This is a genomic window from Endozoicomonas sp. ALD068 (assembly GCF_049310145.1).
In the GTDB taxonomy this organism is placed as follows: domain Bacteria; phylum Pseudomonadota; class Gammaproteobacteria; order Pseudomonadales; family Endozoicomonadaceae; genus Endozoicomonas_A.
This window is the reverse complement of sequence record NZ_JBLYNU010000004.1, coordinates 200,775-222,328: the sequence shown is the minus strand read 5'-3', so window position 1 is coordinate 222,328 and position 21,554 is coordinate 200,775. Positions and strand designations below refer to the sequence as shown.

At 48.8% G+C, this 21,554-nt stretch carries 24 protein-coding genes and 4 tRNA genes; 18 read left to right on the top strand and 10 right to left on the bottom strand.

What is annotated here, in order from left to right; all coding sequences use genetic code 11:
* Window positions 1-52: 52 nt before the first annotated feature.
* Entirely contained in the window at window positions 53-610 is a 558-nt protein-coding gene (locus ACO6V5_RS00900) for a hypoxanthine-guanine phosphoribosyltransferase (RefSeq protein ID WP_422137133.1), read from the top strand.
* Window positions 611-662: 52 nt separating this feature from the next.
* Here ACO6V5_RS00900 and ACO6V5_RS00895 read toward each other — a convergent pair whose 3' ends face one another.
* On the bottom strand, window positions 663-2,102 hold the full coding sequence (locus tag ACO6V5_RS00895; protein WP_422134793.1) for a hypothetical protein: 1,440 nt from the start codon (window positions 2,100-2,102) through the stop codon (window positions 663-665).
* Between the two features lie 253 nt (window positions 2,103-2,355).
* Here ACO6V5_RS00895 and ACO6V5_RS00890 point away from each other — a divergent pair, with 253 nt between their 5' ends.
* The 9 genes from ACO6V5_RS00890 to ACO6V5_RS00850 all read left to right on the top strand — a co-directional run bounded on the left by ACO6V5_RS00890 (window position 2,356) and on the right by ACO6V5_RS00850 (window position 8,018).
* Window positions 2,356-2,646, top strand: coding sequence for a PA4642 family protein (locus ACO6V5_RS00890; RefSeq protein WP_422134794.1), 291 nt, complete (start codon window positions 2,356-2,358; stop codon window positions 2,644-2,646).
* A 49-nt stretch (window positions 2,647-2,695) separates the two neighbouring features.
* Window positions 2,696-3,145, top strand: a complete 450-nt coding sequence (locus tag ACO6V5_RS00885; RefSeq protein ID WP_422134795.1) for a rhodanese-like domain-containing protein — start codon at window positions 2,696-2,698, stop codon at window positions 3,143-3,145.
* 156 nt (window positions 3,146-3,301) lie between these two features.
* Window positions 3,302-3,703 carry a cytochrome b562 gene (locus tag ACO6V5_RS00880; protein ID WP_422134796.1) on the top strand — a complete coding sequence of 134 codons (402 nt, stop codon included), beginning with the start codon at window positions 3,302-3,304 and terminating at the stop codon, window positions 3,701-3,703.
* Window positions 3,696-4,190, top strand: a complete 495-nt coding sequence (locus ACO6V5_RS00875; protein ID WP_422134797.1) for a cytochrome b/b6 domain-containing protein — start codon at window positions 3,696-3,698, stop codon at window positions 4,188-4,190. Before ACO6V5_RS00880 ends, ACO6V5_RS00875 begins: the two co-directional genes overlap by 8 nt.
* A gap of 155 nt (window positions 4,191-4,345) precedes the next feature.
* Window positions 4,346-4,720, top strand: coding sequence for a hypothetical protein (locus ACO6V5_RS00870; protein ID WP_422411368.1), 375 nt, complete (start codon window positions 4,346-4,348; stop codon window positions 4,718-4,720).
* Window positions 4,721-4,777: 57 nt separating this feature from the next.
* Entirely contained in the window at window positions 4,778-5,485 is a 708-nt protein-coding gene (locus ACO6V5_RS00865; protein ID WP_422138663.1) for a ZrgA family zinc uptake protein, read from the top strand.
* Window position 5,486: 1 nt separating this feature from the next.
* Complete coding sequence (locus ACO6V5_RS00860; RefSeq protein ID WP_422411366.1) at window positions 5,487-6,206, top strand: ABC transporter ATP-binding protein; 720 nt, start codon at window positions 5,487-5,489, stop codon at window positions 6,204-6,206.
* Window positions 6,206-7,468, top strand: coding sequence for an ABC transporter permease (locus ACO6V5_RS00855; RefSeq protein ID WP_422134800.1), 1,263 nt, complete (start codon window positions 6,206-6,208; stop codon window positions 7,466-7,468). The genes ACO6V5_RS00860 and ACO6V5_RS00855 overlap by 1 nt, the downstream gene beginning before the upstream one ends.
* A 13-nt stretch (window positions 7,469-7,481) precedes the next feature.
* Window positions 7,482-8,018: a DUF3299 domain-containing protein gene (locus ACO6V5_RS00850; protein ID WP_422134801.1), complete on the top strand. Its 537-nt coding sequence runs from the start codon at window positions 7,482-7,484 to the stop codon at window positions 8,016-8,018.
* A gap of 94 nt (window positions 8,019-8,112) precedes the next feature.
* Here ACO6V5_RS00850 and cls read toward each other — a convergent pair whose 3' ends face one another.
* From cls to ychF, 7 genes are all read right to left on the bottom strand, one after another.
* Window positions 8,113-9,579 carry a cardiolipin synthase gene (cls, locus tag ACO6V5_RS00845; RefSeq protein ID WP_422134802.1) on the bottom strand — a complete coding sequence of 489 codons (1,467 nt, stop codon included), beginning with the start codon at window positions 9,577-9,579 and terminating at the stop codon, window positions 8,113-8,115.
* 110 nt (window positions 9,580-9,689) lie between these two features.
* Window positions 9,690-10,469, bottom strand: coding sequence for a TSUP family transporter (locus ACO6V5_RS00840; RefSeq protein ID WP_422134803.1), 780 nt, complete (start codon window positions 10,467-10,469; stop codon window positions 9,690-9,692).
* A gap of 322 nt (window positions 10,470-10,791) precedes the next feature.
* Window positions 10,792-10,866, bottom strand: a tRNA-Gln gene (locus ACO6V5_RS00835).
* A gap of 88 nt (window positions 10,867-10,954) precedes the next feature.
* Window positions 10,955-11,031: transfer RNA gene (locus tag ACO6V5_RS00830), tRNA-Met, on the bottom strand.
* 7 nt (window positions 11,032-11,038) lie between these two features.
* Window positions 11,039-11,113: transfer RNA gene (locus ACO6V5_RS00825), tRNA-Gln, on the bottom strand.
* Window positions 11,114-11,202: 89 nt separating this feature from the next.
* A tRNA-Met gene (locus ACO6V5_RS00820) sits at window positions 11,203-11,279 on the bottom strand.
* A gap of 282 nt (window positions 11,280-11,561) precedes the next feature.
* The gene (ychF, locus tag ACO6V5_RS00815) at window positions 11,562-12,653 is read right to left on the bottom strand and encodes a redox-regulated ATPase YchF (RefSeq protein ID WP_422134804.1); all 1,092 of its coding nucleotides are present in this window, start codon (window positions 12,651-12,653) and stop codon (window positions 11,562-11,564) included.
* Window positions 12,654-12,946: 293 nt separating this feature from the next.
* Here ychF and ACO6V5_RS00810 point away from each other — a divergent pair, with 293 nt between their 5' ends.
* From ACO6V5_RS00810 to ACO6V5_RS00780, 7 genes are all read left to right on the top strand, one after another.
* The gene (locus ACO6V5_RS00810) at window positions 12,947-13,654 is read left to right on the top strand and encodes a TIGR04282 family arsenosugar biosynthesis glycosyltransferase (RefSeq protein ID WP_422134805.1); all 708 of its coding nucleotides are present in this window, start codon (window positions 12,947-12,949) and stop codon (window positions 13,652-13,654) included.
* The gene (locus ACO6V5_RS00805; protein ID WP_422409707.1) at window positions 13,647-14,699 is read left to right on the top strand and encodes a methyltransferase domain-containing protein; all 1,053 of its coding nucleotides are present in this window, start codon (window positions 13,647-13,649) and stop codon (window positions 14,697-14,699) included. Before ACO6V5_RS00810 ends, ACO6V5_RS00805 begins: the two co-directional genes overlap by 8 nt.
* Complete coding sequence (locus ACO6V5_RS00800; protein WP_422134807.1) at window positions 14,690-15,619, top strand: radical SAM protein; 930 nt, start codon at window positions 14,690-14,692, stop codon at window positions 15,617-15,619. Before ACO6V5_RS00805 ends, ACO6V5_RS00800 begins: the two co-directional genes overlap by 10 nt.
* Window positions 15,620-15,646: 27 nt before the next feature.
* Window positions 15,647-15,919: a hypothetical protein gene (locus tag ACO6V5_RS00795; protein WP_422134808.1), complete on the top strand. Its 273-nt coding sequence runs from the start codon at window positions 15,647-15,649 to the stop codon at window positions 15,917-15,919.
* Window positions 15,907-16,767 carry an MTAP family purine nucleoside phosphorylase gene (locus ACO6V5_RS00790; RefSeq protein WP_422134809.1) on the top strand — a complete coding sequence of 287 codons (861 nt, stop codon included), beginning with the start codon at window positions 15,907-15,909 and terminating at the stop codon, window positions 16,765-16,767. The genes ACO6V5_RS00795 and ACO6V5_RS00790 overlap by 13 nt, the downstream gene beginning before the upstream one ends.
* A 2-nt stretch (window positions 16,768-16,769) precedes the next feature.
* Window positions 16,770-17,483: a glycosyltransferase gene (locus ACO6V5_RS00785; protein WP_422134810.1), complete on the top strand. Its 714-nt coding sequence runs from the start codon at window positions 16,770-16,772 to the stop codon at window positions 17,481-17,483.
* 83 nt (window positions 17,484-17,566) lie between these two features.
* Window positions 17,567-18,568: a D-alanine--D-alanine ligase family protein gene (locus ACO6V5_RS00780; protein ID WP_422409704.1), complete on the top strand. Its 1,002-nt coding sequence runs from the start codon at window positions 17,567-17,569 to the stop codon at window positions 18,566-18,568.
* 2 nt (window positions 18,569-18,570) lie between these two features.
* On the opposite strand, the gene pth is transcribed toward ACO6V5_RS00780, so the two are convergent.
* Window positions 18,571-19,164, bottom strand: a complete 594-nt coding sequence (pth, locus tag ACO6V5_RS00775) for an aminoacyl-tRNA hydrolase (protein ID WP_422409702.1) — start codon at window positions 19,162-19,164, stop codon at window positions 18,571-18,573.
* Window positions 19,165-19,220: 56 nt separating this feature from the next.
* Window positions 19,221-19,856, bottom strand: coding sequence for a 50S ribosomal protein L25/general stress protein Ctc (locus tag ACO6V5_RS00770; RefSeq protein WP_422134813.1), 636 nt, complete (start codon window positions 19,854-19,856; stop codon window positions 19,221-19,223).
* A 1,022-nt stretch (window positions 19,857-20,878) separates the two neighbouring features.
* On the opposite strand from ACO6V5_RS00770, the gene ACO6V5_RS00765 reads away from it, so the two are divergent.
* On the top strand, window positions 20,879-21,544 hold the full coding sequence (locus tag ACO6V5_RS00765; protein WP_422134814.1) for a hypothetical protein: 666 nt from the start codon (window positions 20,879-20,881) through the stop codon (window positions 21,542-21,544).
* Window positions 21,545-21,554 lie beyond the last annotated feature (10 nt).

The following is a 21,554-nucleotide window of genomic DNA, read 5'->3' as shown; positions in this document are numbered from 1 at the left end:
AGAAAGCCAGTTGTTAGCCAATGACGAGTTATTACAACGAGGTTCCCAACCCATGTCTGTTGATCTCGACCATATCCAGCAAGTCCTCAACGAGGCTGACTGCCTGTACAATGAACAACAGATAGAAGACGCCATTAAAAATATGGGCAGCGCTATTACTGAACAACTGTCTGGTAGTAATCCACTGGTTTACTGTGTAATGAATGGTGGCATGGTCATTACCGGCAAGCTGCTCACTCACCTGCAGTTCCCCCTGGAAGCCTCATACGTGCACGCCACACGCTACCGTGATCAATTAACCGGTGGCCGTCTGGACTGGAAAGTACGCCCTTCACAGGACATGAAGGGCAGGACAATTCTGATCGTTGATGACATTCTTGACGAGGGCCACACTCTGGACGCCATTGTCGACTTCTGCAAGGAACAAGGTGCCGAGAAGGTTCTGACCGCCGTTCTGGTTGACAAGCTGCACGACCGCAAGGCTCGCCCCGGCCTCAAGGCAGATTTCTCAGGTCTTGAAATTGAAGATCGTTATATCTTTGGGTATGGGCTGGATTACCAGGGCTACTGGCGAAATGCCAACGGCATTTTTGCTTTGAAGGGTCACTGAAAATTGAGTTAGCTGAACCAGTTTACCCGGTGGTAGACTGGTTCAACGCCTTTTAGCTTATTCTTCCCTGCAAACCTTTTCTGATTGCAGCTCGATCAAGTTCAATTTTCCCGGGAAATGCCTTGCGCATTTCATAAATTTTTCTTATTTCTTTACTCTCCCCATTGAGAATTTCATTTATGCTTTCTCTGAAACCTCTGCCCTCAGCGGCGTGGTCCCTGGCCTCAATGGCTCGATCATATTCTTCCTGAAGCACTTGCTTTATGCTTTGATAAGAATTTACCTTACTTTTAAGGCTCTTTAACTCTTCCTGAAGCTCCACCTTCCTCTGACTGAATGACGCCTCTATTCGTGCTTTGCTCTGCTGTTTCTGCTGTGGATTCAATTGAGTATTACTCTCAACATTATTCAGCCACCGTTGTCTGGAGCTTTCGATTCCCTCGAGCTTGCGTGTCACTCCCGAGATTTTGAACTTCCTTAACTCATTCTCCATTCTGTGGGAGTCCAGTTCTTTTCTTTTACTATCTACTGCTTCTTTCAGTGTTTTTATATTTGTTCGATACTCTTCGGACTTTTGCTGAATTGCCTTTTTCGTTTTCATTTGAATAGTTTCTACCTGAGCATCGAGATTTCCAAGGCGAAGCTCGGTTTCCTGACCAGCCTCTGCGTCAACCCTTGGTTTCAGGGATTGACTCAGCTCCCTGATCTCCTTTTTCAGCTCAGCTTTCTTGCCTGGCTCATCTCCATTGCCTTTTATACTTCTTAACTCTTCAAGATCAGAGTTGTAACTCTGAAAACCAGGATCTTTATCAAAGGCAGCTTTGAACTCATTCAACATCTTCACTCTGTCACCAAAAAATTGCCCCTTGGAAAAGTCGTAGGTTTTTCCATCCGGAGCCGGAAACTTACCTTTTTTGGGAGGATTTTCCGGTGCCGCATAAAGCGCAAGTGACTTGGCGTACTTTTTATCAAAACTTACCAGCTTGTTCTCCAGAGCATTGGCTCTTTCTTTCAGCTGGCCCAGTTCCACTATCTTTTCATTTCTGGTGGAAAGCTCTTCTCTCAAACCATTGTTGCGAACCCTATTGATCAGATCCTGAGGAACAGGCTTCCAGTTTTCATTCTTTAAGGAACGCTTCAACTCGCCAAAGATGTGAACCACCTTTTGCTTTAAGGTCGGTTTGGTGATTTCTTTAGCTGGGCTGACAGAGCCTGATGGCTCTTTTTCTAAATGATTTGATTCAATGTGCTTTCGACCCTCTACTACTTCGCTCTTTCGTTCGTACAGCGAAATGTCAGATGGGAGTGATTGAAGTGAACTACCGTGTGTCGGGGGAGATGAAGGGAGAAGATTGGGATGATTACGCACTTCGATACTGCGATTCATACTCTGGGCTTTCGTTCTGGCTCCTCCTTCAATACCCTGAGAAACCTGCTGCCCAGTTTTTACCGGACTTTGCCCCCCAACTGAACCTACTGCTGCTGCTGACATCCTTGTTACCTCTGATTCATTCAGTCTATTCCTTTGTAAAGTTAAGTATCATCTAAAGTTGAGGCGCTTATTTAAAAAATCTATACCATTTCGGAATAATTCAGATTACTTGAATAGGGCTTGGGCAACTATAAATGCCATAATCGCCACTTTTCCGACAATCCCGGTGAAAGTATCAAGATTAAGATTCCTGAAAGTTTAAAATCCATCGTGTACAATGCCGGCAAACAGCCAAAAGCTATCAGGAATAACGATGAAGAAAGACAAACAGAAAGTCATTGGTGAAGTGCTGAATGATGAGCGAATCAAAGAACTGCTTACCCTTCAGGCACCAGCCGGAGAAGATCGCGCCCTACACATTCTGACCCGTGCTTATCGTGCACTGCGAGTAGAGGACTTTGAACGATTCCTGCACTTTTACTCGGAAACAAGTCTGGAGATCAATCCAGTGACACCAGAGGGCGGCACCTTTCTATCGCTACTGGAAACACACCATCATGCCGCACCCTATGCCCAAGCTTTAAAGAACTTCGGAGCCAACTAGCGACAGGCCATCTATACTCTGAGCTTTAGCAGTAAACCGGAGACCCCCCATGTTCACTTCATGGTTAAGAGACCCACGTATGCTGGCTTGCGCCGCGATCCTGCTGAGCACCAGTGTGACAGCTTCAGAAAACGCAACCACGGAAGACAGGCTCGCCGCCTACAACAGGCACTACCCCGCCATCTCTTACCCTGACTTGCGCAAGGCAGTCGATGCTGGCGAAGTGTTTCTTCTTGATACTAACAGGGGGGAGACCTATACCATGGGCCACCTGCCAGATGCCTATTCTCTGACAGACAGAGCCACTCTGGAGAGCCAACTACCCATCCTGAAAAACTACCCCATAGTTGTTTATTGTGGTGGTCCACAATGTACATCCTGGTTTGCCGGAGCAGATTTTGCTGCGGCTCGGGGTTATACCAACATCATGCACTTCAGAGGAGGTCTGAAAGACTGGAAAGATCAGGGCGGTAGTCTGGCAACCAGAAAAACAGAATAACTTTATGTCGGTAAATGTCTGAAAGTGTTCGGATATTTTATGACATGCCCTTCAGTGACAGTGCCTTTAAATCAAAAAGTTTTACACAACTAGCCTTCTTATTTCTTGCAAGAATCATTATGATGCCCGAGCGAAATGTTTATACGGAAAGTTAATATGAAATCGCTTGCCAAAGCCCTCTTTATACCACTGGCACTGTCCGCTTCATTGATGGCTTCCATGCCTGCTTCAGCTCATGGCCATGGCCACGAAGGTCATTCTGATGAACTGAACACTGAAATGAAAAAAATGGGCTTCAATTTCAAACGCTCCGGCTCTGCTAAAACCATTGAAGACATGCAGAGCTACCTAACTGAATTCCGTACGCACGCCGAAAACGCCAGGGAGACCGGCTACACTGATGCGCCTGAGGAATTCCGAAAAGGCATTGATCAACTGCTGACCGGACTGGCCGGGGTTCAGGCTGCTCTCGACAATAAAGATCTGGATCTGGCCAAACAAAGAATGAAAAAGCTCAATGACATCAGAAAGAAATACCACAGAAAGTTCGATGTCTAAAAAGTTTCAATGGCCACGAACCGTTCAGTTGATTCACTGGACGGTTGCATTACTCTTTTTCAGTAATCATTTTCTGATTGACGGGTACAGCGAGTACCATGCGTATTCTGGCTGGGTCATCCTTGCCCTGGTAGGACTCAGACTGCTTTACGGCGTGACTTTTGCCCCGGCACCTGCTCGCCTTCGGGACATCAAACCCTCATTCTCGGGCATCAAACTGCACCTTCACGAGCTGAAAACCCGGCAGCAGGGTGAAAATGGCCACAACCCGATGGGAGCGATTGCTGTTTGGCTGATGTGGATTGCCCTGGCTCTGGCTGCGTTTACCGGGTGGCTGCAGGATACCGACTTTGGCTTTGAACACAATGTTTATGAATGGCATTCGATGCTGGTGAATGGCCTCTACTACTTTGTCGGCCTGCATTTACTGGCAGTATTCATTACCTCCTGGCTGACCCGTCGAAACCTAGTCAAGACAATGCTCTGACGACAGACATTAGCTTAGCCAGGAAAGTTCATTTTAAAGTACACGGCAAGCAATTCGATTAAACGCAAATGACTGTGTCTTATAGTATTGCTTTTTGTTAGGGCTTTAGAGAATAATTCGGACCATTACTACCAATGTGTCGATAACATGACTGAATGCTAACCATAAGCCTGATAAACACTGCCCACAGACACAGACCAAATCCTCTTCGATTTTGTCTGATTCTTGTCGTTTATTTGCTGGTTATCCATTACTCCGTCAGTCACACGCATAATCCCCCTAAGGACTTTAGTTCTAGCTATCACAATCTGCTCCAACAACTATCGCTGAATGATCATGCCGATCACTGGCATGGGGATCAGCATCATTCAGCGGGCTGCCAACTGACTTCCCAGGCACCTCCGTCCCCCGCACTGTTTACTGCAGAACGTTCGTTCTTCGCTCCCTTCAACAGTGCAGAAAAAACCCGCTCCTTTTCTCTGGAAACCCCCACCAAAAAGCTGACCCGGGCTCCGCCGGCCTTTATCTGATGTCATCAATAAACCAGAAAACCTATTTATCAGATAAGTGCCTCTACGAGTGACATTATGCAAACTTTTACTAAACTGGCTGCCGGTATTGCCTGCGGAGTCCTGTCCCTGACTGTTTATTCCGCAAATGGAGAGCAGCGTCACGTTGACGCCCATGTTCACGGACAGGGTGAACTGAACTTTGCAGTCGAAGGTTCTGAAATTCACCTGGAACTGAAAATGCCTGCCAATGATGTGCTGGGCTTCGAGACCATTACTACCGATAAACAACGCCACCAGCTCCATGAAGCTCTGGAAAAGCTGGAAGCCGCCAGCCTCTGGAGCATGACCCCTGCCGCTTCCTGCAAACTGGTTAGCGCCAAAGCTACCTCAAGCTCTGTTGATCACGATCATGGTCGTGAAAAAGCTCATAACGACGATCACGGACATCATGAAAAAGATCATAACAGGCATGATCACCACGATGAGCACGCATCTCATGGCCATGATGATGAGCACGATCATCACGGTGAGCATGCCTCTGATGACCATCATGATGACCATCACGGTGAACACAACCATGAAGAGCATGAGAGCGAAAGCGGGCATATGGATATCTCAGCTACGTACGTCTTTGAATGTGGCAATGCCAATCAGCTGAACACCATCAGCACCTCAATCTTTGAAACATTCGAGCGCAGCGAATCCTTAAGTGTTCAGGGCTTCACCCAAAAAGGTCAGATGGCTGCCGAAATGACCAAGAGCAAGCCAGAGGTTCGCTTCTAAGATGACTGACTCCCGCTCTCAAGTTATTGAACTCACAGCTGTTGAGTTCAGCTGGAAAGCAGGAATACCTGTTCTGGATATTCCTGAACTGACTGTATCCAGAGGCGAAAAGGTCTTTGTCCGCGGCCCATCGGGTTCCGGCAAAACCACACTACTGGGACTGCTCGGCGGCGTCATTACACCGGAGCGGGGACAGGTCAACGTGCTGGGGAACGACATTAGTCGTTTTTCCCCGGTGCAGCGCGATCGCTTCCGTGCTGATCATATTGGCTTTATCTTCCAGATGTTCAATCTGATTCCCTATCTCTCTGTAATAGAGAACGTCACTCTGTCTCTGGGCTTTGCCAAAAAGCGCAAAAGCAATCTCGACAGTATTGCTGGCAATGAGCAGGACGAAGCAAGACGTCTTCTTAAACATCTGGAACTGGACGAATCCATACTGCATCGTCCCGCTACAGAACTGAGTATCGGACAGCAACAGCGAGTTGCCGCCGCCAGAGCTTTGATTGGCAAGCCTGATCTGATCATCGCCGACGAGCCTACTTCAGCACTTGACACAGATACCCGGGAAGCCTTCATCAATCTGCTGTTCGCAGAATGTGAAACAGTAGGCAACACCCTGCTATTCGTCAGCCACGACCGTAGCCTTGAATCGTTATTTGATCGCAGCATTGTGCTCAATGAAATTAACCGGGCCAGCAAAGTCAAAGAGGTGGACTGATGTCGATTTTAAGCCTGGCTTTAAAGAGCCTTAAAAACCGAAAAACAACCGCCTTGCTGACTATATTTTCTATTGCTGTCAGCGTAGCCCTGCTATTGGGGGTTGAACGTATCAGGGTCGAAGCCAAAAACAGCTTTACCAACACCGTATCAGGTACGGATTTGATTGTGGGAGCCAGAAGCAGCTCTATCAATCTTCTGTTGTATTCTGTTTTCCACATTGGCAATGCCACCAACAATATCTCCTGGGAGACTTATCAGGATCTGACGTCTGCCCCGGATGTTGCCTGGTCTGTTCCCATTTCCCTGGGTGACTCCCACCATGGCTATCGGGTCGTGGGCACCTCCCACGACATGTTCAGTCATTTTCGATACGGCGATGATGAATCACTGCAACTGTCCGAGGGCCAACCTTTCAATGCCTTATACGACGCTGTACTTGGATCTGAAGTCGCTGCCAGCCTTGGCTATGAAGTCGGTGACAGCATTGTTCTGAGCCATGGCATAGAAAGTAAGAGTCTGCTGCCTCACGATGATAAGCCTTTTAAGGTTTCCGGCATTCTCAAGCCAACGGGCACGCCCACGGACAGAGTAATTCTAATCTCTCTTGAGGGGATCGAAGCCCTGCATATCGACTGGGTAAGTGGTGCTCCACCCATTGCCGCATTCTCGGTGTCCGCTGCAGAGGCACAGGCCATGAATCTGCAGCCCGCCAGTGTTACCGCCTATTTCGTTGGCCTGAAATCCCGTATTGCCGCTTTCCGATACCAGAGGAAAGTCAATGAATACCGGCAGGAAGCCATGACCGCCATTCTGCCCGGTGTTGCTCTTCAGGAGCTCTGGCAACTGGTTGGCACCGCAGAAAAGGCACTGCTGGCGGTTTCCATCATAGTGGTCCTGGCAGGTCTGATGGGCATGCTGACTTCGATTCTCACTTCTCTTAATGAAAGGCGCCGGGAGATGGCCATTCTCCGCTCAGTTGGCGCAAGGCCGATCCATATCTTCACGCTGATGATCACTGAATCTGTCGTTTATGGGGTTTCAGGAACCCTTCTGGGCTTCCTTATACTCTATGGACTGCTTTTCGCTATTCAGCCCGTTGTGCAACAGATACTGGGGCTGCACCTGGCCATCAGTGCTCCGGGCACCTTTGAATGGTCATTGGCCGGAATGATCATTGTCTGCGCCATTGTTTTGGGCATAATCCCGGCCTGGCGCGCCTACAAAAACTCTCTTGCCGATGGCCTGACCATAAGAGTCTAAATTGGATATCATCATGAAAACAGGAAAATCCCTGATACTGACGACGCTACTGACTCTGCTGCCAGTAGTCGCCGCTCAGGCCAAGCCGGTGGAAAAGCCTGCAACCCAAGCAGAAGTCATAGAGATCACCTGGGACGAGCTGATGCCTGCACCGGATCAAAAAGTCGTTGACAGTTATCAGGCCGGAGAGATGAGCAAAGATGATGTCATCGCCTATCTGGATAATCTGGGCAAGACGCCCGTTGCAAGACTGGACAAACGCACGGTAAAAATACCCGGATACCTCGTGCCACTTAACCTCGACAAAAACCAGAGAGCGACGGAGCTGTTGCTGGTACCAACCAGGGGTGCCTGCATCCACGTACCAGCACCACCGCCTAACCAGACCATTTATGTAAAATTCAAGAATAAAGAAAAAGGCATCAAAGTTGAGGAAGCGGGCTTAATCCCGTATTGGCTGGTTGGAACCCTGCACGTTGAGACCACTCACTCAGAGTACACTGAAACCCTTTACTCCATAACTGTTGACTCGCTGGAAGTCTATAAATAAGGCGAACTGTTTCAGTTAAAAATCTTTATTGATCAAAACATGGATGTTCTTAAACGACGCAGTAACTACCAGGCCTGCTGGTTAGGTACTTACTTCACAACAAAGGACTTAACAGCTGAAAAAGACTCTCCAGAAACCGTCTGGTGACAGACCTTCGGCTCCATAGAGACAAACGAACACGCTCGGAGTTCTGCATGTACTGATCCAGAAGCGTCGCCATGGTTTGGCTGAAGGCTCTGTCATAGATGATCATGGTCACTTCATAATTCAGCCAGACGCTGCGCATATCCAGATTTACAGTACCAAAAAGAATGGTCGATCGGTCCACCAGAACACACTTGGTATGCAGCAATCCTCCCTTGAACTGCAATATTTTCACCCCTGCGTTTAACAGGTCTTCGTAATAGGAGCGACTGGCATAGTGAACCATTCTGGAGTCATTTCTGCGAGGAACCAGTAACTGAACGTCCACCCCTCTCATGGCCGCTGACTTCAGGGCTGTCAGCAATGATTCGTCCGGAACAAAATAAGGTGTAGATATCAGCAGCTCTTCCTTACTTTCGTAAATTGCGGTAAGCAAAACCTGATGGAGCCTTTCCCGGTTGATACCCGGTCCTGATGGCAGTACGTGAACATCAGCACCGGTGTAACTGTCAAGACAGGAAGGTGGAAACTCGTAGGTAGCATTAAACGACGAATGTTTTTCACCCGTTTCAAGCGCTTTATCCCAATGAGCAATCACTGCCATAACGTGTGCGGGTATACCTTCTACCCTGACCATGGCGTCGATCCATTGTCCGACATTAGCCTTCTGACGAAAATGAACAGGATCGACCAGGTTAAAGCTGCCACTCCAGGCAATTTCATCATCAATCACGAGAATTTTGCGATGGTTGCGAATATCAAGGCGCTCAAACAGCATCCTTAAAAGACCAACCGGCATGGACCCGGTAACACTGATGCCCTCCAGACGGAAACGTCTTGCCCACTCACTTCGAAGAAACTGACGACTGCCCACTGCATCAAGTATTACCATACAGTCAACACCCCTTCGTGAAGCTCTGATCAGAGCCTCTGCCAGAACCTTGATTCGCCCCTTGGGCTCACAGATGTAAAACTCCAGTACAATGCTGCATCTGGCTTTCTCTATGTCCTGTAACAGGCCATGAAGAATGGTATCGGTTTCATGAAACAGCTGAAGCTTGCTACAAGGCAGCACTGGAATACCCAGGGTCTGCTCCGCCAGCTTGTAGATCCCTGTATGAGGAGTATTGGAGGGATACTCAAGCTGCCGCTGGGTAATCACTCTCGAAAGGTGGCTAGACCACTGTTCGTAGTCAGGATACAGACTCTCCAGACGTCGGAGCCTTCTTCTCCCAAGGCGCCTTGAGCCAAACAGCAGGTAAAAGAAAAAACCGGCTACCGGCAGAATGAACAGCAACAGTACCCAGGCCAGAGTCACGCCTACCGGCCTGCGCTGCATAATAATGTGAATTCCGAAGGCGATGATCAGGGCAAGATAGATTCCCCCAAACAATGCATTGAGCCAGCTGTTGTCCATTCAAATATCTGAGTGACGTTATTCTTCACAAACAGTTATAAGACTCCAGGGCGAGGAGCCTGCAGGACTATCTATAATAACGCTAAACCGTCACTTTCGCAGAAAAAACGTCAAAACAGCAAATGTCCGTATTCGTCCCACATGAGTTTGCCGGTCATAACCAGTGAAATAACGACGATCATGGGACGAATAATCTGCTGACCACGCTTCACAACCATTCTCGATCCCAGTCTGGCGCCGATGAACTGACCTATCAGCATGATTCCCCCTACGGCCCAGACAACCTGACCACCCAATATAAAGAACAGCAGGGAAGCCACATTACTGGTACAGTTCAGAACCTTGGTATGAGCCGTCGCCATTGTCAGGGAATAACCAAGGAGGCTGATAAAGGCTATGGCGAAGAAAGAGCCCGTGCCCGGGCCGAAGAAGCCATCATAAAAGCCGACTCCCAACCCTGCTGAACAGGCAAAAGCGGTCAGGCTCATTCTGGCAGAAGAAGCTTTAGTATTTCGGACACTGGGGGAGAGAATAAAGTAAGCAGCTATACCCAATAACAGGAAGGGAATAATCTGCTTCAAAACCGAAGCATCAATCAACTGAACCAGAATCGTGCCTGCGGCACTGCCAACAAAGGTCATGAAAATGGCAAAACGCATTTCCCTGAGATTCACCAACCCTCTTCGAATAAAATAAACACTGGCAGAGAAAGAGCCGCCTGTTGACTGTAATTTATTGGTCGCCAGAGCCTGTGCCGGAGAAAGCCCCACCGCCAGAAGCGCGGGGACTGTAATCAATCCGCCGCCGCCTGCAATGGAGTCAACAAAACCAGCCAGAATCGCAACAAAAAACAGCAATAACCCCCAATCAAGAGTAAATACAAAATCCAAAACAGGCCTCAACTTTATGATGCGTCAGGTATTTGTCGTCCAGCAAATAACCCAAACGTTTTTTCTTTAATGACGAAATGTCTTTTTTTATTGGATCGAATCCAAACACGAATGAGATTATCTTGATGTTTTGAGTGCCTGGCTATCCGCAATGACAACAGATAAACATTCACACAAATAACTTCATGCTCAGAACAGCATCTGCGCCCCCCCCGAAGATCACCTTCCTGATCAAATCAAGTTGGGTATTACTTACACATTGAGGTTTTAAAAGTCACTGAAACGAAAAAGCCCAACCTGTTTCAGTCGGGCTTCAGAGAAATGGCTGGGGTGGAGGGATTCGAACCCCCGCATGGCAGGATCAAAACCTGCTGCCTTACCGCTTGGCGACACCCCAACAGTACGAAATGCTTTTAAGTTGTGGACATTCCGTGGATACTTTTGACTTTACGTTAGTATTCGCTTACTTGCAAACCCTTCAGTAATGGTAGCTAGGGGCAGATTCGAACTGCCGACCCCAGCATTATGAGTGCTGTGCTCTAACCAACTGAGCTACCTAGCCATTTTTATGGCTGGGGTGGAGGGATTCGAACCCCCGCATGGCAGGATCAAAACCTGCTGCCTTACCGCTTGGCTACACCCCAGCAAATACGAAATGTTTTATAGGATATGGACATTCCGTGTACACTTTCGACCCTACGTTAGCAGTCGCCTGCCTGCAAGCTCCTGAATATGGTAGCTAGGGGCAGACTCGAACTGCCGACCCCAGCATTATGAGTGCTGTGCTCTAACCAACTGAGCTACCTAGCCGCCGAAAGATGGTGCGCATTTTCAGGATTTAACGCTGTCCTGTCAACTGTTTAAGCGGCTTTTTTAGGAACTTTCAGAAAACCCCTACCCCTGTTTCGTATTTCTGCGGGTACTGGCATGCGCCTTATTCAAAGCCTTATTATTTTTTCAGAACGGACTGTTAATGCTTCTATTAATACCTTTCTGGATAAGAGCAATGTCAATGGCAACATTCAATGACTCTCCAGAAGTTAATGACCCGGAATTAAAAAGGACAGGGCTGGTCAGACAGCCCCAATTGCATCAGACATTGAAACGGAAATGCATAACATCGCCATCTTTGACGATGTAATCCTTGCCTTCCACTCTCAGACGACCTGCTTCCTTGGCACCCTGTTCACCGTTGTACTGAACAAACTCATCGTAAGCCGTCACTTCCGCACGAATGAACCCACGCTCAAAGTCAGTGTGAATCACACCTGCAGCCTGAGGCGCCGTCGCACCGATCTTCACAGTCCAGGCACGCACTTCTTTAACTCCGGCAGTGAAATACGTCTGCAGTCCAAGAAGTTCATACCCCCCCCTGATCACACGATCCAGACCTGGCTCTTCCATACCCAGATCGGCCAGAAATTCATCCCGCTCTTCATCTTCGAGCTCAGCAATCTCAGCTTCCAGCTTGTTGCAGACTGTCACCACGACAGAACCCTCGCTCCTGGCGATGTCACGAACAACGTCCAGATAAGGGTTATCTTCAAAACCATCTTCATCGACGTTGGCAATGTACATGGTGGGCTTTGTCGTCAGAAGATGGAATGTTTTGGTCAGCTTCTGCTCTTCATCGGTCATTGCCATGGATCGAACAGGGTGGCCTTCTTCCAGATGGGGAACAATTCTTTCCAGCAGGACTTTCTGGGCCTTGGCATCCTTGTCGCCGCTTTTGGCGACACGAGTGACTCGCTGCAGCTGTTTTTCACAGCTTTCCAGATCCGCCATGGCCAGCTCGATATTGATAATGCCGATATCCGCCGCCGGATCAATCTTATTGGCCACATGAATAACATTATCATTCTCAAAACAACGTACTACGTGGGCGATAGCATCAGTCTCACGAATATTGGCCAGGAATTTGTTGCCCAGACCTTCACCCTTGGAGGCACCTTCTACCAGGCCGGCAATATCGACAAATTCCATGGTCGTGGGCAACACACGCTGAGGCTTAACAATCTCAGCCAGCTTATTCAGACGCGGATCGGGCATGGCCACGACACCCGAATTTGGCTCGATAGTACAGAAAGGGAAGTTCTCTGCATCAATCCCTGCCTTGGTCAAAGCATTGAACAGTGTTGATTTGCCGACGTTGGGCAGACCAACGATGCCACATTTAAAGCCCATAAAAAGTTACCAGGGGAAATTCAATAAAAATTTGGGACAGGATTATAAAGCCCGACCTGAATTGACACCAGTATTATGCCCGACTGCTCTTTCCGGATTTATACTGACTCACAGCAGAATGCTTTCCCTACCGGCAGAACAACACCCGGCAGGTTAGCCAGACAACCCTGAAGAGAGCTTTAAAAAAAACCGCAGCCTTGAATCCAAACAACTGTTTCCGCAGTATAGTTACGCAATAGCAGGCCGGAGTCTGGCTCCTGCGACCACATAAGCGAAATTAAAATCAAAGAATAATGACAAGCTACGAACCAAGTCTGATAAAAAAGGCAACATTGATACTTGTGTGCAAAAAGCCCGCCTTACACCAGGGAAAACAACGCCTTGCTGCTGACATGGGAACAGAACAGGCTCTGACGGTTGCTCAGCACCTGCTAGCCTGTGCACTGGAAGATTTATCAGAGTGGCCAGGCCAGAAAGTTATTGCTCCCTCTCATGAAAGCGACTATGACTGGGCCAGTCAGCTTCTGAAGGGCGACGACAACCTGGTAGTACCCCAGGGCTCTGGCAACCTCGGTGAGAGACTGAACCACATCGACAATGAGCTGAGACTTCAGGGAAAAGAAAACCTCATCTATATTGGCAGTGACTGTCCGACACTCAGCCTCAAAGACCTTTCGGACACAGCACAAAAGCTCAAGACCTACGACACCGTATTCAGCAAGGCCAGTGATGGCGGCGTCACCATCATGGCGAACCGAACTCATTGGCCTGACCTTTCAAAGCTGCCCTGGAGCACAGGCTCTCTGGGAGTGTCACTGACGAGTCTTTGTCGTCAATCCCGCTTATCCGTCGGCTACGCTCCTTCTGGCCAGGATGTTGATCATTTAAAAGATTTGCTCGGAGTGCTCCCCGAACTGAATCGTGATAATCGACCTGCCCGAAGGGCTCTGTCAAAACATATTCAATCTATTTTCAAGCAAGGAAAAATCTCTCATGCATGAAACAGTACAGAATTACTATGGCAAGACTCTGCAAGGCAGCGATGACCTGCAGACCAATGCCTGCTGCACCGATGCAACCATGCCACGCCACCTGAAAAGTGCCCTTGCCAATATTCATGACGAGGTTCTGAGCCATTACTATGGCTGCGGACTGGTCTGCCCTGAGCAGTTGCAAGGCGCCAGAATACTCGACCTTGGTTCCGGATCAGGTCGTGACTGTTATGCCCTGGCTCAAATGGTCGGAGAAGAGGGTTATGTCGTCGGTGTCGACATGACAGACGAACAGCTTGCGATTGCCAACCGACATGTCGAATACCACCGGGAAAAATTCGGCTATGCAAAAGCCAACACCGAATTCCACAAAGGCTATATTGAAAAACTGGATCAACTGAACCTGGAAGAAAACAGCTTCGACATGATCATTTCAAACTGCGTGATCAACCTTTCTCCGGACAAGGAAGCAGTGTTGAGAGAAGCCTGGCGTCTGCTGAAACCAGGCGGTGAACTTTACTTCTCTGACGTCTATTCTGATCGCCGCATTCCTGCTGAACTGGTCGATGATCCGGTGCTTTACGGAGAGTGTCTCAGCGGTGCCCTCTACTGGAATGACTTTTTGAATCTGGCCAGAAAGGCCGGTTTCACTGACCCCAGACTGGTGGAAGATAAACCTGTCACTATCACTAACCGTAAGATTGAAGCTCAGGTCGGTGATATCCGGTTTTTCTCGGCGACTTATCGATTGTTCAAACTGCCAGAGCTGGAAAGTCATTGCGAGGACTATGGACAGGCTGTGATCTATAAAGGCACGATTGATCACCATCCCAACACTTTCAATCTGGATGGGCACCACCCTATTACCAAAGGCAAGGTTTTCCCGGTTTGCGGTAACACCTGGAGAATGCTGCACGATACAAGATTCCGTGAACACTTCGAGTTCATTGGTAACTTCAGCACCCATTATGGCATTTTTGATGGCTGCGGAACCTCGCTGCCCTTCTCATCTTCCACCCATGAAAACAAGGGAAGTGATGGCTCATGTTGCTGACAGGAACACCTCCAGACACTAAAAGCCAGGATTGGCACTTTACGCCTGATGGCAGCCCCAGAGGTTATATCAAACCTCATCAACTGAAAGAACTCTGGTTTCATACCGGAACCCGTTGCAACCTTTCCTGCGGCTTCTGTCTGGAGGGTTCAAGTCCGGCCAGCAAGAGGCTGGACGCCCCGACTCTGACAGAAGTAAAACCCTACATTGATGAATCACTTGAACTGGGGGTTGAACAATTCTCTTTTACGGGAGGAGAGCCTTTTGTCATTAAAGACATTATCCGAATCCTGGACTATGCCTCCCAGCATCGCCCCTGCCTGGTTCTGACTAATGGCACGACCCCCATGATCAAAAGGCTTGATGAGCTGACTCGTTTGAGCAGTAACCCTTACCCCATATCCCTGAGAGTCAGCCTGGATCATCCAAACGCTGAACAACATGACGCAGGACGAGGTGAAGACAGCTTTGCCATCGCTCTTTCAGGACTGAAACTACTGCATGAAAATGGCTTTAACATCTCCGTCGCCAGACATATGGAAAAAGACGAAAACACGGCAGTGGTTGAACAGGCCTTCAGAGATCTTTTTGAACTGAACGGTTTGCCCATCAACCTGAAACAGGTGGCCTTTCCGGATTTCCTGCCTCCCGGTTCTTTACCGGATGTTCCCCACGTCAGCACAGACTGTATGACCCGCTATCAGACAGAAGAAAGTCGTCGTCAGTTTATGTGCGCGTTTTCCAAAATGATGGTCAAACAAAACGGGCAGATGCAGGTTTACGCCTGCACACTGGTGGATGACGATACTGAGTACAACCTTGGCAAGAGTTTACGGACGAGCCTGAGTGAAACCATCAGTATGAAACACCACCGTTGCTACAGCTGTTTTGCTTTTGGCTCTTCCTGCAGCGAACTCTGATTGTCTGCTCAATAACAGGAGATTTTGATGGCTAAAACCCGGATACTGTTCCTCTGCACTGGCAACTCCTGTCGCAGCCAGATGGCGGAAAGTCCAACACCCAGACAGGGGCAGATCATTCTCAAGTGTTTTGATGACCCTCCCCGGCTGGCTGAATCGGTGAAAACAGAAGAAGAATCATTAACAATCTATCGTCGTGTAAGAGACGAGATCAGAGCATGGGTCAATCAGCTTCCCAGCCTGATCCAACAGATGTCTGATGAAAAACACAATGAAAAGGAAACCCAATGCTGGCAGTGATTGGTGGAACAGGCATCTACAGCCTGGATGGACTTGAAGTATTAAATGAGCAGACGATTGAAACACCTTATGGCCCTCACTCAGGTCCAATAACAACAGGTCTTTTTAATCAACAAAAGCTGTTGTTCTTGCCCAGACATGGAAGCGGCCACCAACTTCTGCCTCATGAAATCAATTATCGGGCCAACATCTGGGCATTAAAAAGTCTGGGTGCGACCCGGGTGATAGGCCTTTCTGCGGTTGGCAGTCTGCAGGAGGAGATTGCGCCGGGCGAATTATCGCTGGTCAGTCAGTACTTCGACTTCGTAAAAGGACACCGGGAAAAAAGCTTTTTTGGTAACGGTCTTGTCGCTCATGTCTCCACCGCAATACCAAGCTGTCATCAGCAATCAGAACAACTGCTCAATGCTGCTAACCTGGCAGAAATAGGACTGCATACAGATAAAACCTATGCCTGCGTTGACGGTCCCAGGCTGGGTAGCCGTGCAGAGAGTCTGTTCCTGAAAAACGCCGCTCAGTGCGATGTTGTCGGCATGACTAATGTGCCTGAAGCGTTTCTGGCACGGGAAGCTCAGCTTTGTTACACAACAATCGCTATTGCCACTGATTACGATTGCTGGAAAGATGACCCTTCAGCCCACGCCAGCGTTGAGCAGATCATTGCCAGATACGGCAAAAGCCTGACACTGGCTAAAGCGTTGTTAGGGCAATATCTGAAACAGCAGGAAGAAACACCTCATGACAGCACTTATTGCCAGTGCAGGAGCGCACTGAAATCAGCAGTACTCTCTCCTGAGAACAAGCTTGGCCAGAAGCAGAAAGCATTGCTGGAAGTGCTGCAAAGATAATTATGCCCAGCCTATCTGTAATCGTGCCACTGGGCCCTGGTGAGACGCAGTGGCCGACGCTTCTTGAACAATTAAGTCTTCTTCCCGCAGGCAACGAGGTGATCCTGGTTGGCTATGACGACGATCAGCGGCCTGCCAAACTGGATCAGCTTCCGGGCCCTTTGCTTCACCTCAGGTGGATTTGGTGTACTGCAGAACAGGGACGTGCCTGCCAGCTCAATGCAGGCGCAGAGAAAGCCACAGGGAATTACCTCTGGTTTCTGCATGCAGACACAGTATTGGACAAAGAGAATGTCCAAAGCTTACTGAATGCCATTGATCAATATCCCAGACACTTGTTCTACTTTGATCTCTGGTTTTACGACAAAGACACTTGCTGGTTATCCATCAACGAATGGGGAGCCAGATTCCGCTCCGATATTCTGGGATGCCCCTATGGTGATCAAGGGTTTTGCATCAGCCGGACACAATTTTTCGACCTCAAGGGTTATCCCACCGACACTTTCTACGGTGAAGATCATGCATTTGTCTGGAAAGCCCGGCAAAACAGGATCCTCCTCCACTCCTGTGGCACCAGACTGGGTACCAGTGCGAGAAAGTATCACGATAAAGGCTGGCTAAAGCTGACCCTGAAATACCAGCATCTCTGGCTAAAACAGGCGACACCGGAATTTTTTAAATGGCTCAGGGTAAAACTGGACAGAGGAAGGGTCTGAATAGATTCATTAACCTGACTGGTCAGATTTGGCTTATGTACTAGGCTTGACTGATCATAGCCCTAACAAAAGCCATCAGACGAATGCCCAACAAAAGCAAAACTGTAGCCGTCATCTGCGGCGGCCTGTCTCCCGAAGCCGATGTATCCAGACTCTCCGCAAGCCGAATCACCCCCTGTCTGGAAGAACATTATGGCAGAGCCATCCACCTGGAGCTCGACGAAACCCTTCCGGAACAACTCGTAGCCCAACAGGTTGATGTTGCTTTCCCGGTCGCCCACGGTCCTTATGGTGAAGATGGCCGCCTGCAGGGTCTTCTGGATATTATGGGCGTTCCTTACGTAGGTTCCGGAGCCCTGGCAAGTGCCTGCTCTCTGGATAAGGTGGTTACCAAACGTTTGCTTCAGCCTGTCGGCATCACAATGGCCAGAGACAGAGTCGTCTATCGCAGCGAAAACTATGAAGATGCTACTCTCGACTGTATCGAATCCCTTGGGCATAAAGTCATCATCAAGCCGCCTGGTCAGGGTTCCGGTATTGGCATCCAGTTTGCCATGGGTTATGAAGACCTTTTCAGCAAGCTGAAAGTCGGCCTGCAAATGGATGAAAAACTATTGGTTGAAGAGTTTGTTGCCGGACGCGAAATCACTGCCGGTATCCTCCACCTGGATGACTACCAGATCCTGCCTGTTACCGAAATTACCACACCAGACGGTGCCTGGTATGACTATATTCACCGCTATACACCCGGTCTTAGTGATCATGTGACTCCCGCCAGAATCTCGGATGAGCAGTATCTAAAAGTTCAGCAGATTGCACTGAAGGCACACCAGGTTCTGGGCTGTCAGGACCTGAGTCGCTCTGACTTTATCGTTCCTGAATCAGGAGAGCCAGTCTTTGCAGAACTCAACAACCTGCCGGGAATGACCCCAACCAGCCTGTTTCCGGACGGTGCCAGACATGCAGGAATACCCTTTGATACCCTGATCTGCAAACTGGTGGATCAGGCTTTGAAACGGGGGGAAAGCACTCGCGAAAGAAGAGAGTACTGGCCAATCCCGAAACTGAATATCAGGCCATCGTGAAGTCAGGCTTTAAAGGTATGTAACTCTTGAACGGCCTTGGCACGAGCACCATTAAAGGCCTCGGGGGAGATGCGGATGGCTTCGTCAATCACCGAGTCGATCTTCAGTCGATCCGACACGGAGGGCTTGTTCAGCACATAATTAATCACTTCCTTGCTCTGACCCGGATGACCAATCCCCAGACGCAAACGCAGAAAGTCCCTGTTATTTCCCAGCGCTGAAATAATGTCCCGAAGGCCGTTGTGTCCGCCGTGGCCACCGCCCTGTTTCAGGCGACCAATACCCGCTGGCAAGTCCAACTCATCGTGAACAACAAGAATAGATTGAGGGGGAATCTTGAAGAAGGTACTGATAGCACCCACCGCCTGACCACTGCGATTCATGAAGGTGGTCGGGTTTAGCAGACGGACATCCTCTCCAGCGATGGTAATGCGGGCAGTCAGACCAAAGAATTTTTTCTCGGGTTGCAGGCTGACGCCGTAGGCTCGAGCTAACTGCTCCACATACCAGAATCCGGCATTATGGCGAGTATCATCGTATTGAGCACCGGGGTTGCCGAGTCCGACAACCAGCCTGATCGAGTGATCCTTCGCCATAATATCCTCCATAGCCCTGACCTGCGTTAACAGCGCGGGGCCATAAAAAAAGCTGATTACTCTTCGCCGCCTTCTTCTTCAGAGGCTGCTTCTTCAGCTTCTTCTTCTTTGCCACCACGGGTAGTCTGAACAGATGCAACATCCAGATCATGACCTTCGCCCTGCAGCAAAGCAACCAGTTCAACACCCTCAGGCACGGTCAGGTCGGTCAGGTGAATATGACCACCCAGCTCGACATTAGCCATATCGACTTCGATGAACTCAGGCAGATCAGCAGGCAGACATTTAACTTCTACTTCAACACGAGCGTGAGTGATAGCGCCACCGGCTTTGACACCGACACAGCTATCTTCGTTCAGGAAGTGCAGTGGGATGTGCGTGGTGACCGCGTGAGCAGCGTCAACGCGCAGGAAGTCCAGGTGCATAGCATAGTCTTTTGCAGGGTGACGCTGAAGATCCTTCAGAATAACCTGCTGGGAAGCGCCTTCTACATCCAGGGTAACGATCTGGGAGTAGAAAGATTCAGATTCCAGTGCCTTACGAATAGCACGTGCTTCCAAAGTAATTTGAGCAGGTTCCTGCTCACCGCCGTAAATAACGGCAGGTACCAGTTCTGCACGACGCAGGCGGCGGCTCGCACCTTTCCCTACGTCCTTGCGTGCAACAGCGCTCAGAGCGATAGCTTCAGACATTTTCTTTCTCCAGAGGAATACCCCAATATCTTGCGACCAGATATCGGGGGCTTTAACAAAAGCGCCATATCATACCGGCAATCGGGGCAATTGCAAAAAAAAGTTTGGGTTTTACAGCAAGTCACCAACATCCTCATCAAAAATGCGAATAGCCTCTGTAAAACAACCCTGCGACGAGTGGTGTCGCTTGCAAACCTGAAAACAAGGATTGATATTTCCGTGACACTCCCCGCCTTGTCAGGCGAGGCTTCTGACTTCACGGGCTACAGCCAGCCTGTAGCGACTGGACTTACACAGAAGCCTCCATCAGCAGTAACCGGGTGCCCCTCGGTTATTTTGTTGGTCTTTTGTTTGATTTGTTGAGTATCTATACGGTTCCAGTCGATGCGTTGCAATAACGACTTTCGAAAGTCTTCTAGCCCAACAAGCAGCTAACTCTGCTATGGATTTTTTTTAACAGTGCTTGGTTTTCGTCACCGTGAGTCCCTGCATAGGGACAGACCGACAGAGAATATAGCCAGCTACGTACAAACACGCAAGCGGAACGCTCTGCGTTCCCGTCTTATATCTCCGCCCGATTGGGCGAAGGTTTACGACGATTTTGCTAAATGTCAGCCGGAGTGGTAAATGACAGCTACTATGTTAACCGCGAAAGAAAACCATAAGCGGACATGGGGAAGCCAATGCAGCTCAGCGTTAACATCCGTAACCTTTCAACTCGCTCCCATACTAATGCATCGGAGTGCGGTCGGCCCACGATAACCGCAGGCTTGCCTCGGGGTAGTTCATTCGCCAGATTTTTCGGTGTAGCCTGTGTTCTTTTAACGTTTATCTGTATTCAGGCTTATGCGGAGGATTTGTCGCTGACACTCCCGGACAGTGCCTACAAAGGAGATAATATCTCATACAGCCTTTACTGCGGTTTGGATGAGTCGATCCAGCTCGATCTGAAAATCGGTGATCACTGCGTATTTTCTTTTGACTGCTCTAACAGTCGGGATGGCCGATGCAATGTGAGCCTGATGCAAAGAGAAGGTTATAATTGCGCAGCATTATCAATCGATCATCGCTATTACCCTGTTTATAAAACGAAAAAGATTAATTCTGACTATTCACAAGTCAGCTGTGTCTCTGGAGATGGTTGTTCAAATAATAAGTGTCTGAGATGCACGTATGCGCAGGCTTATTGTTCTATCCCTAATGAAGTGGGCTGCCCCAAAAAGAAATGCCCTAAAGGACACTGTGTCATCAAAACGGTTGATTATATTGCTCATAGTCACATCAGCTTTGATTTTACGATGCCAGAAGGCTCTGTGACGCTGAGCAACTTCCATTGCAAAAAAAATACAGGTTCGAGCAGGACAAAAATCGAAAACTTTGTCATAGAGGACAGTTCTTCCAGCACAATAACCGGGATCAATATCAGTTGTGGCGAAAAAGGCAACCCTGTATTGAAATGGCAAAAGATTGATCCTGCTAATATTGGATTTATTTCAGTGGATCTTCCAGGGCAAGTCGATTCATTGATAAGGCCTGCCAGTGAAACCGAGTTGCAAATTCTTGATTTCATAGAAAGCCGATCTCTGTCAAGTGGTTTGATCAAGCTAAAAACCATCTTCTTTACACGAGAAGGCAAAAGATATGGTAAAGAAGCAAGCGTATTCTTTAATGCAGGCTCCTGTCATTAAACTGGATCAC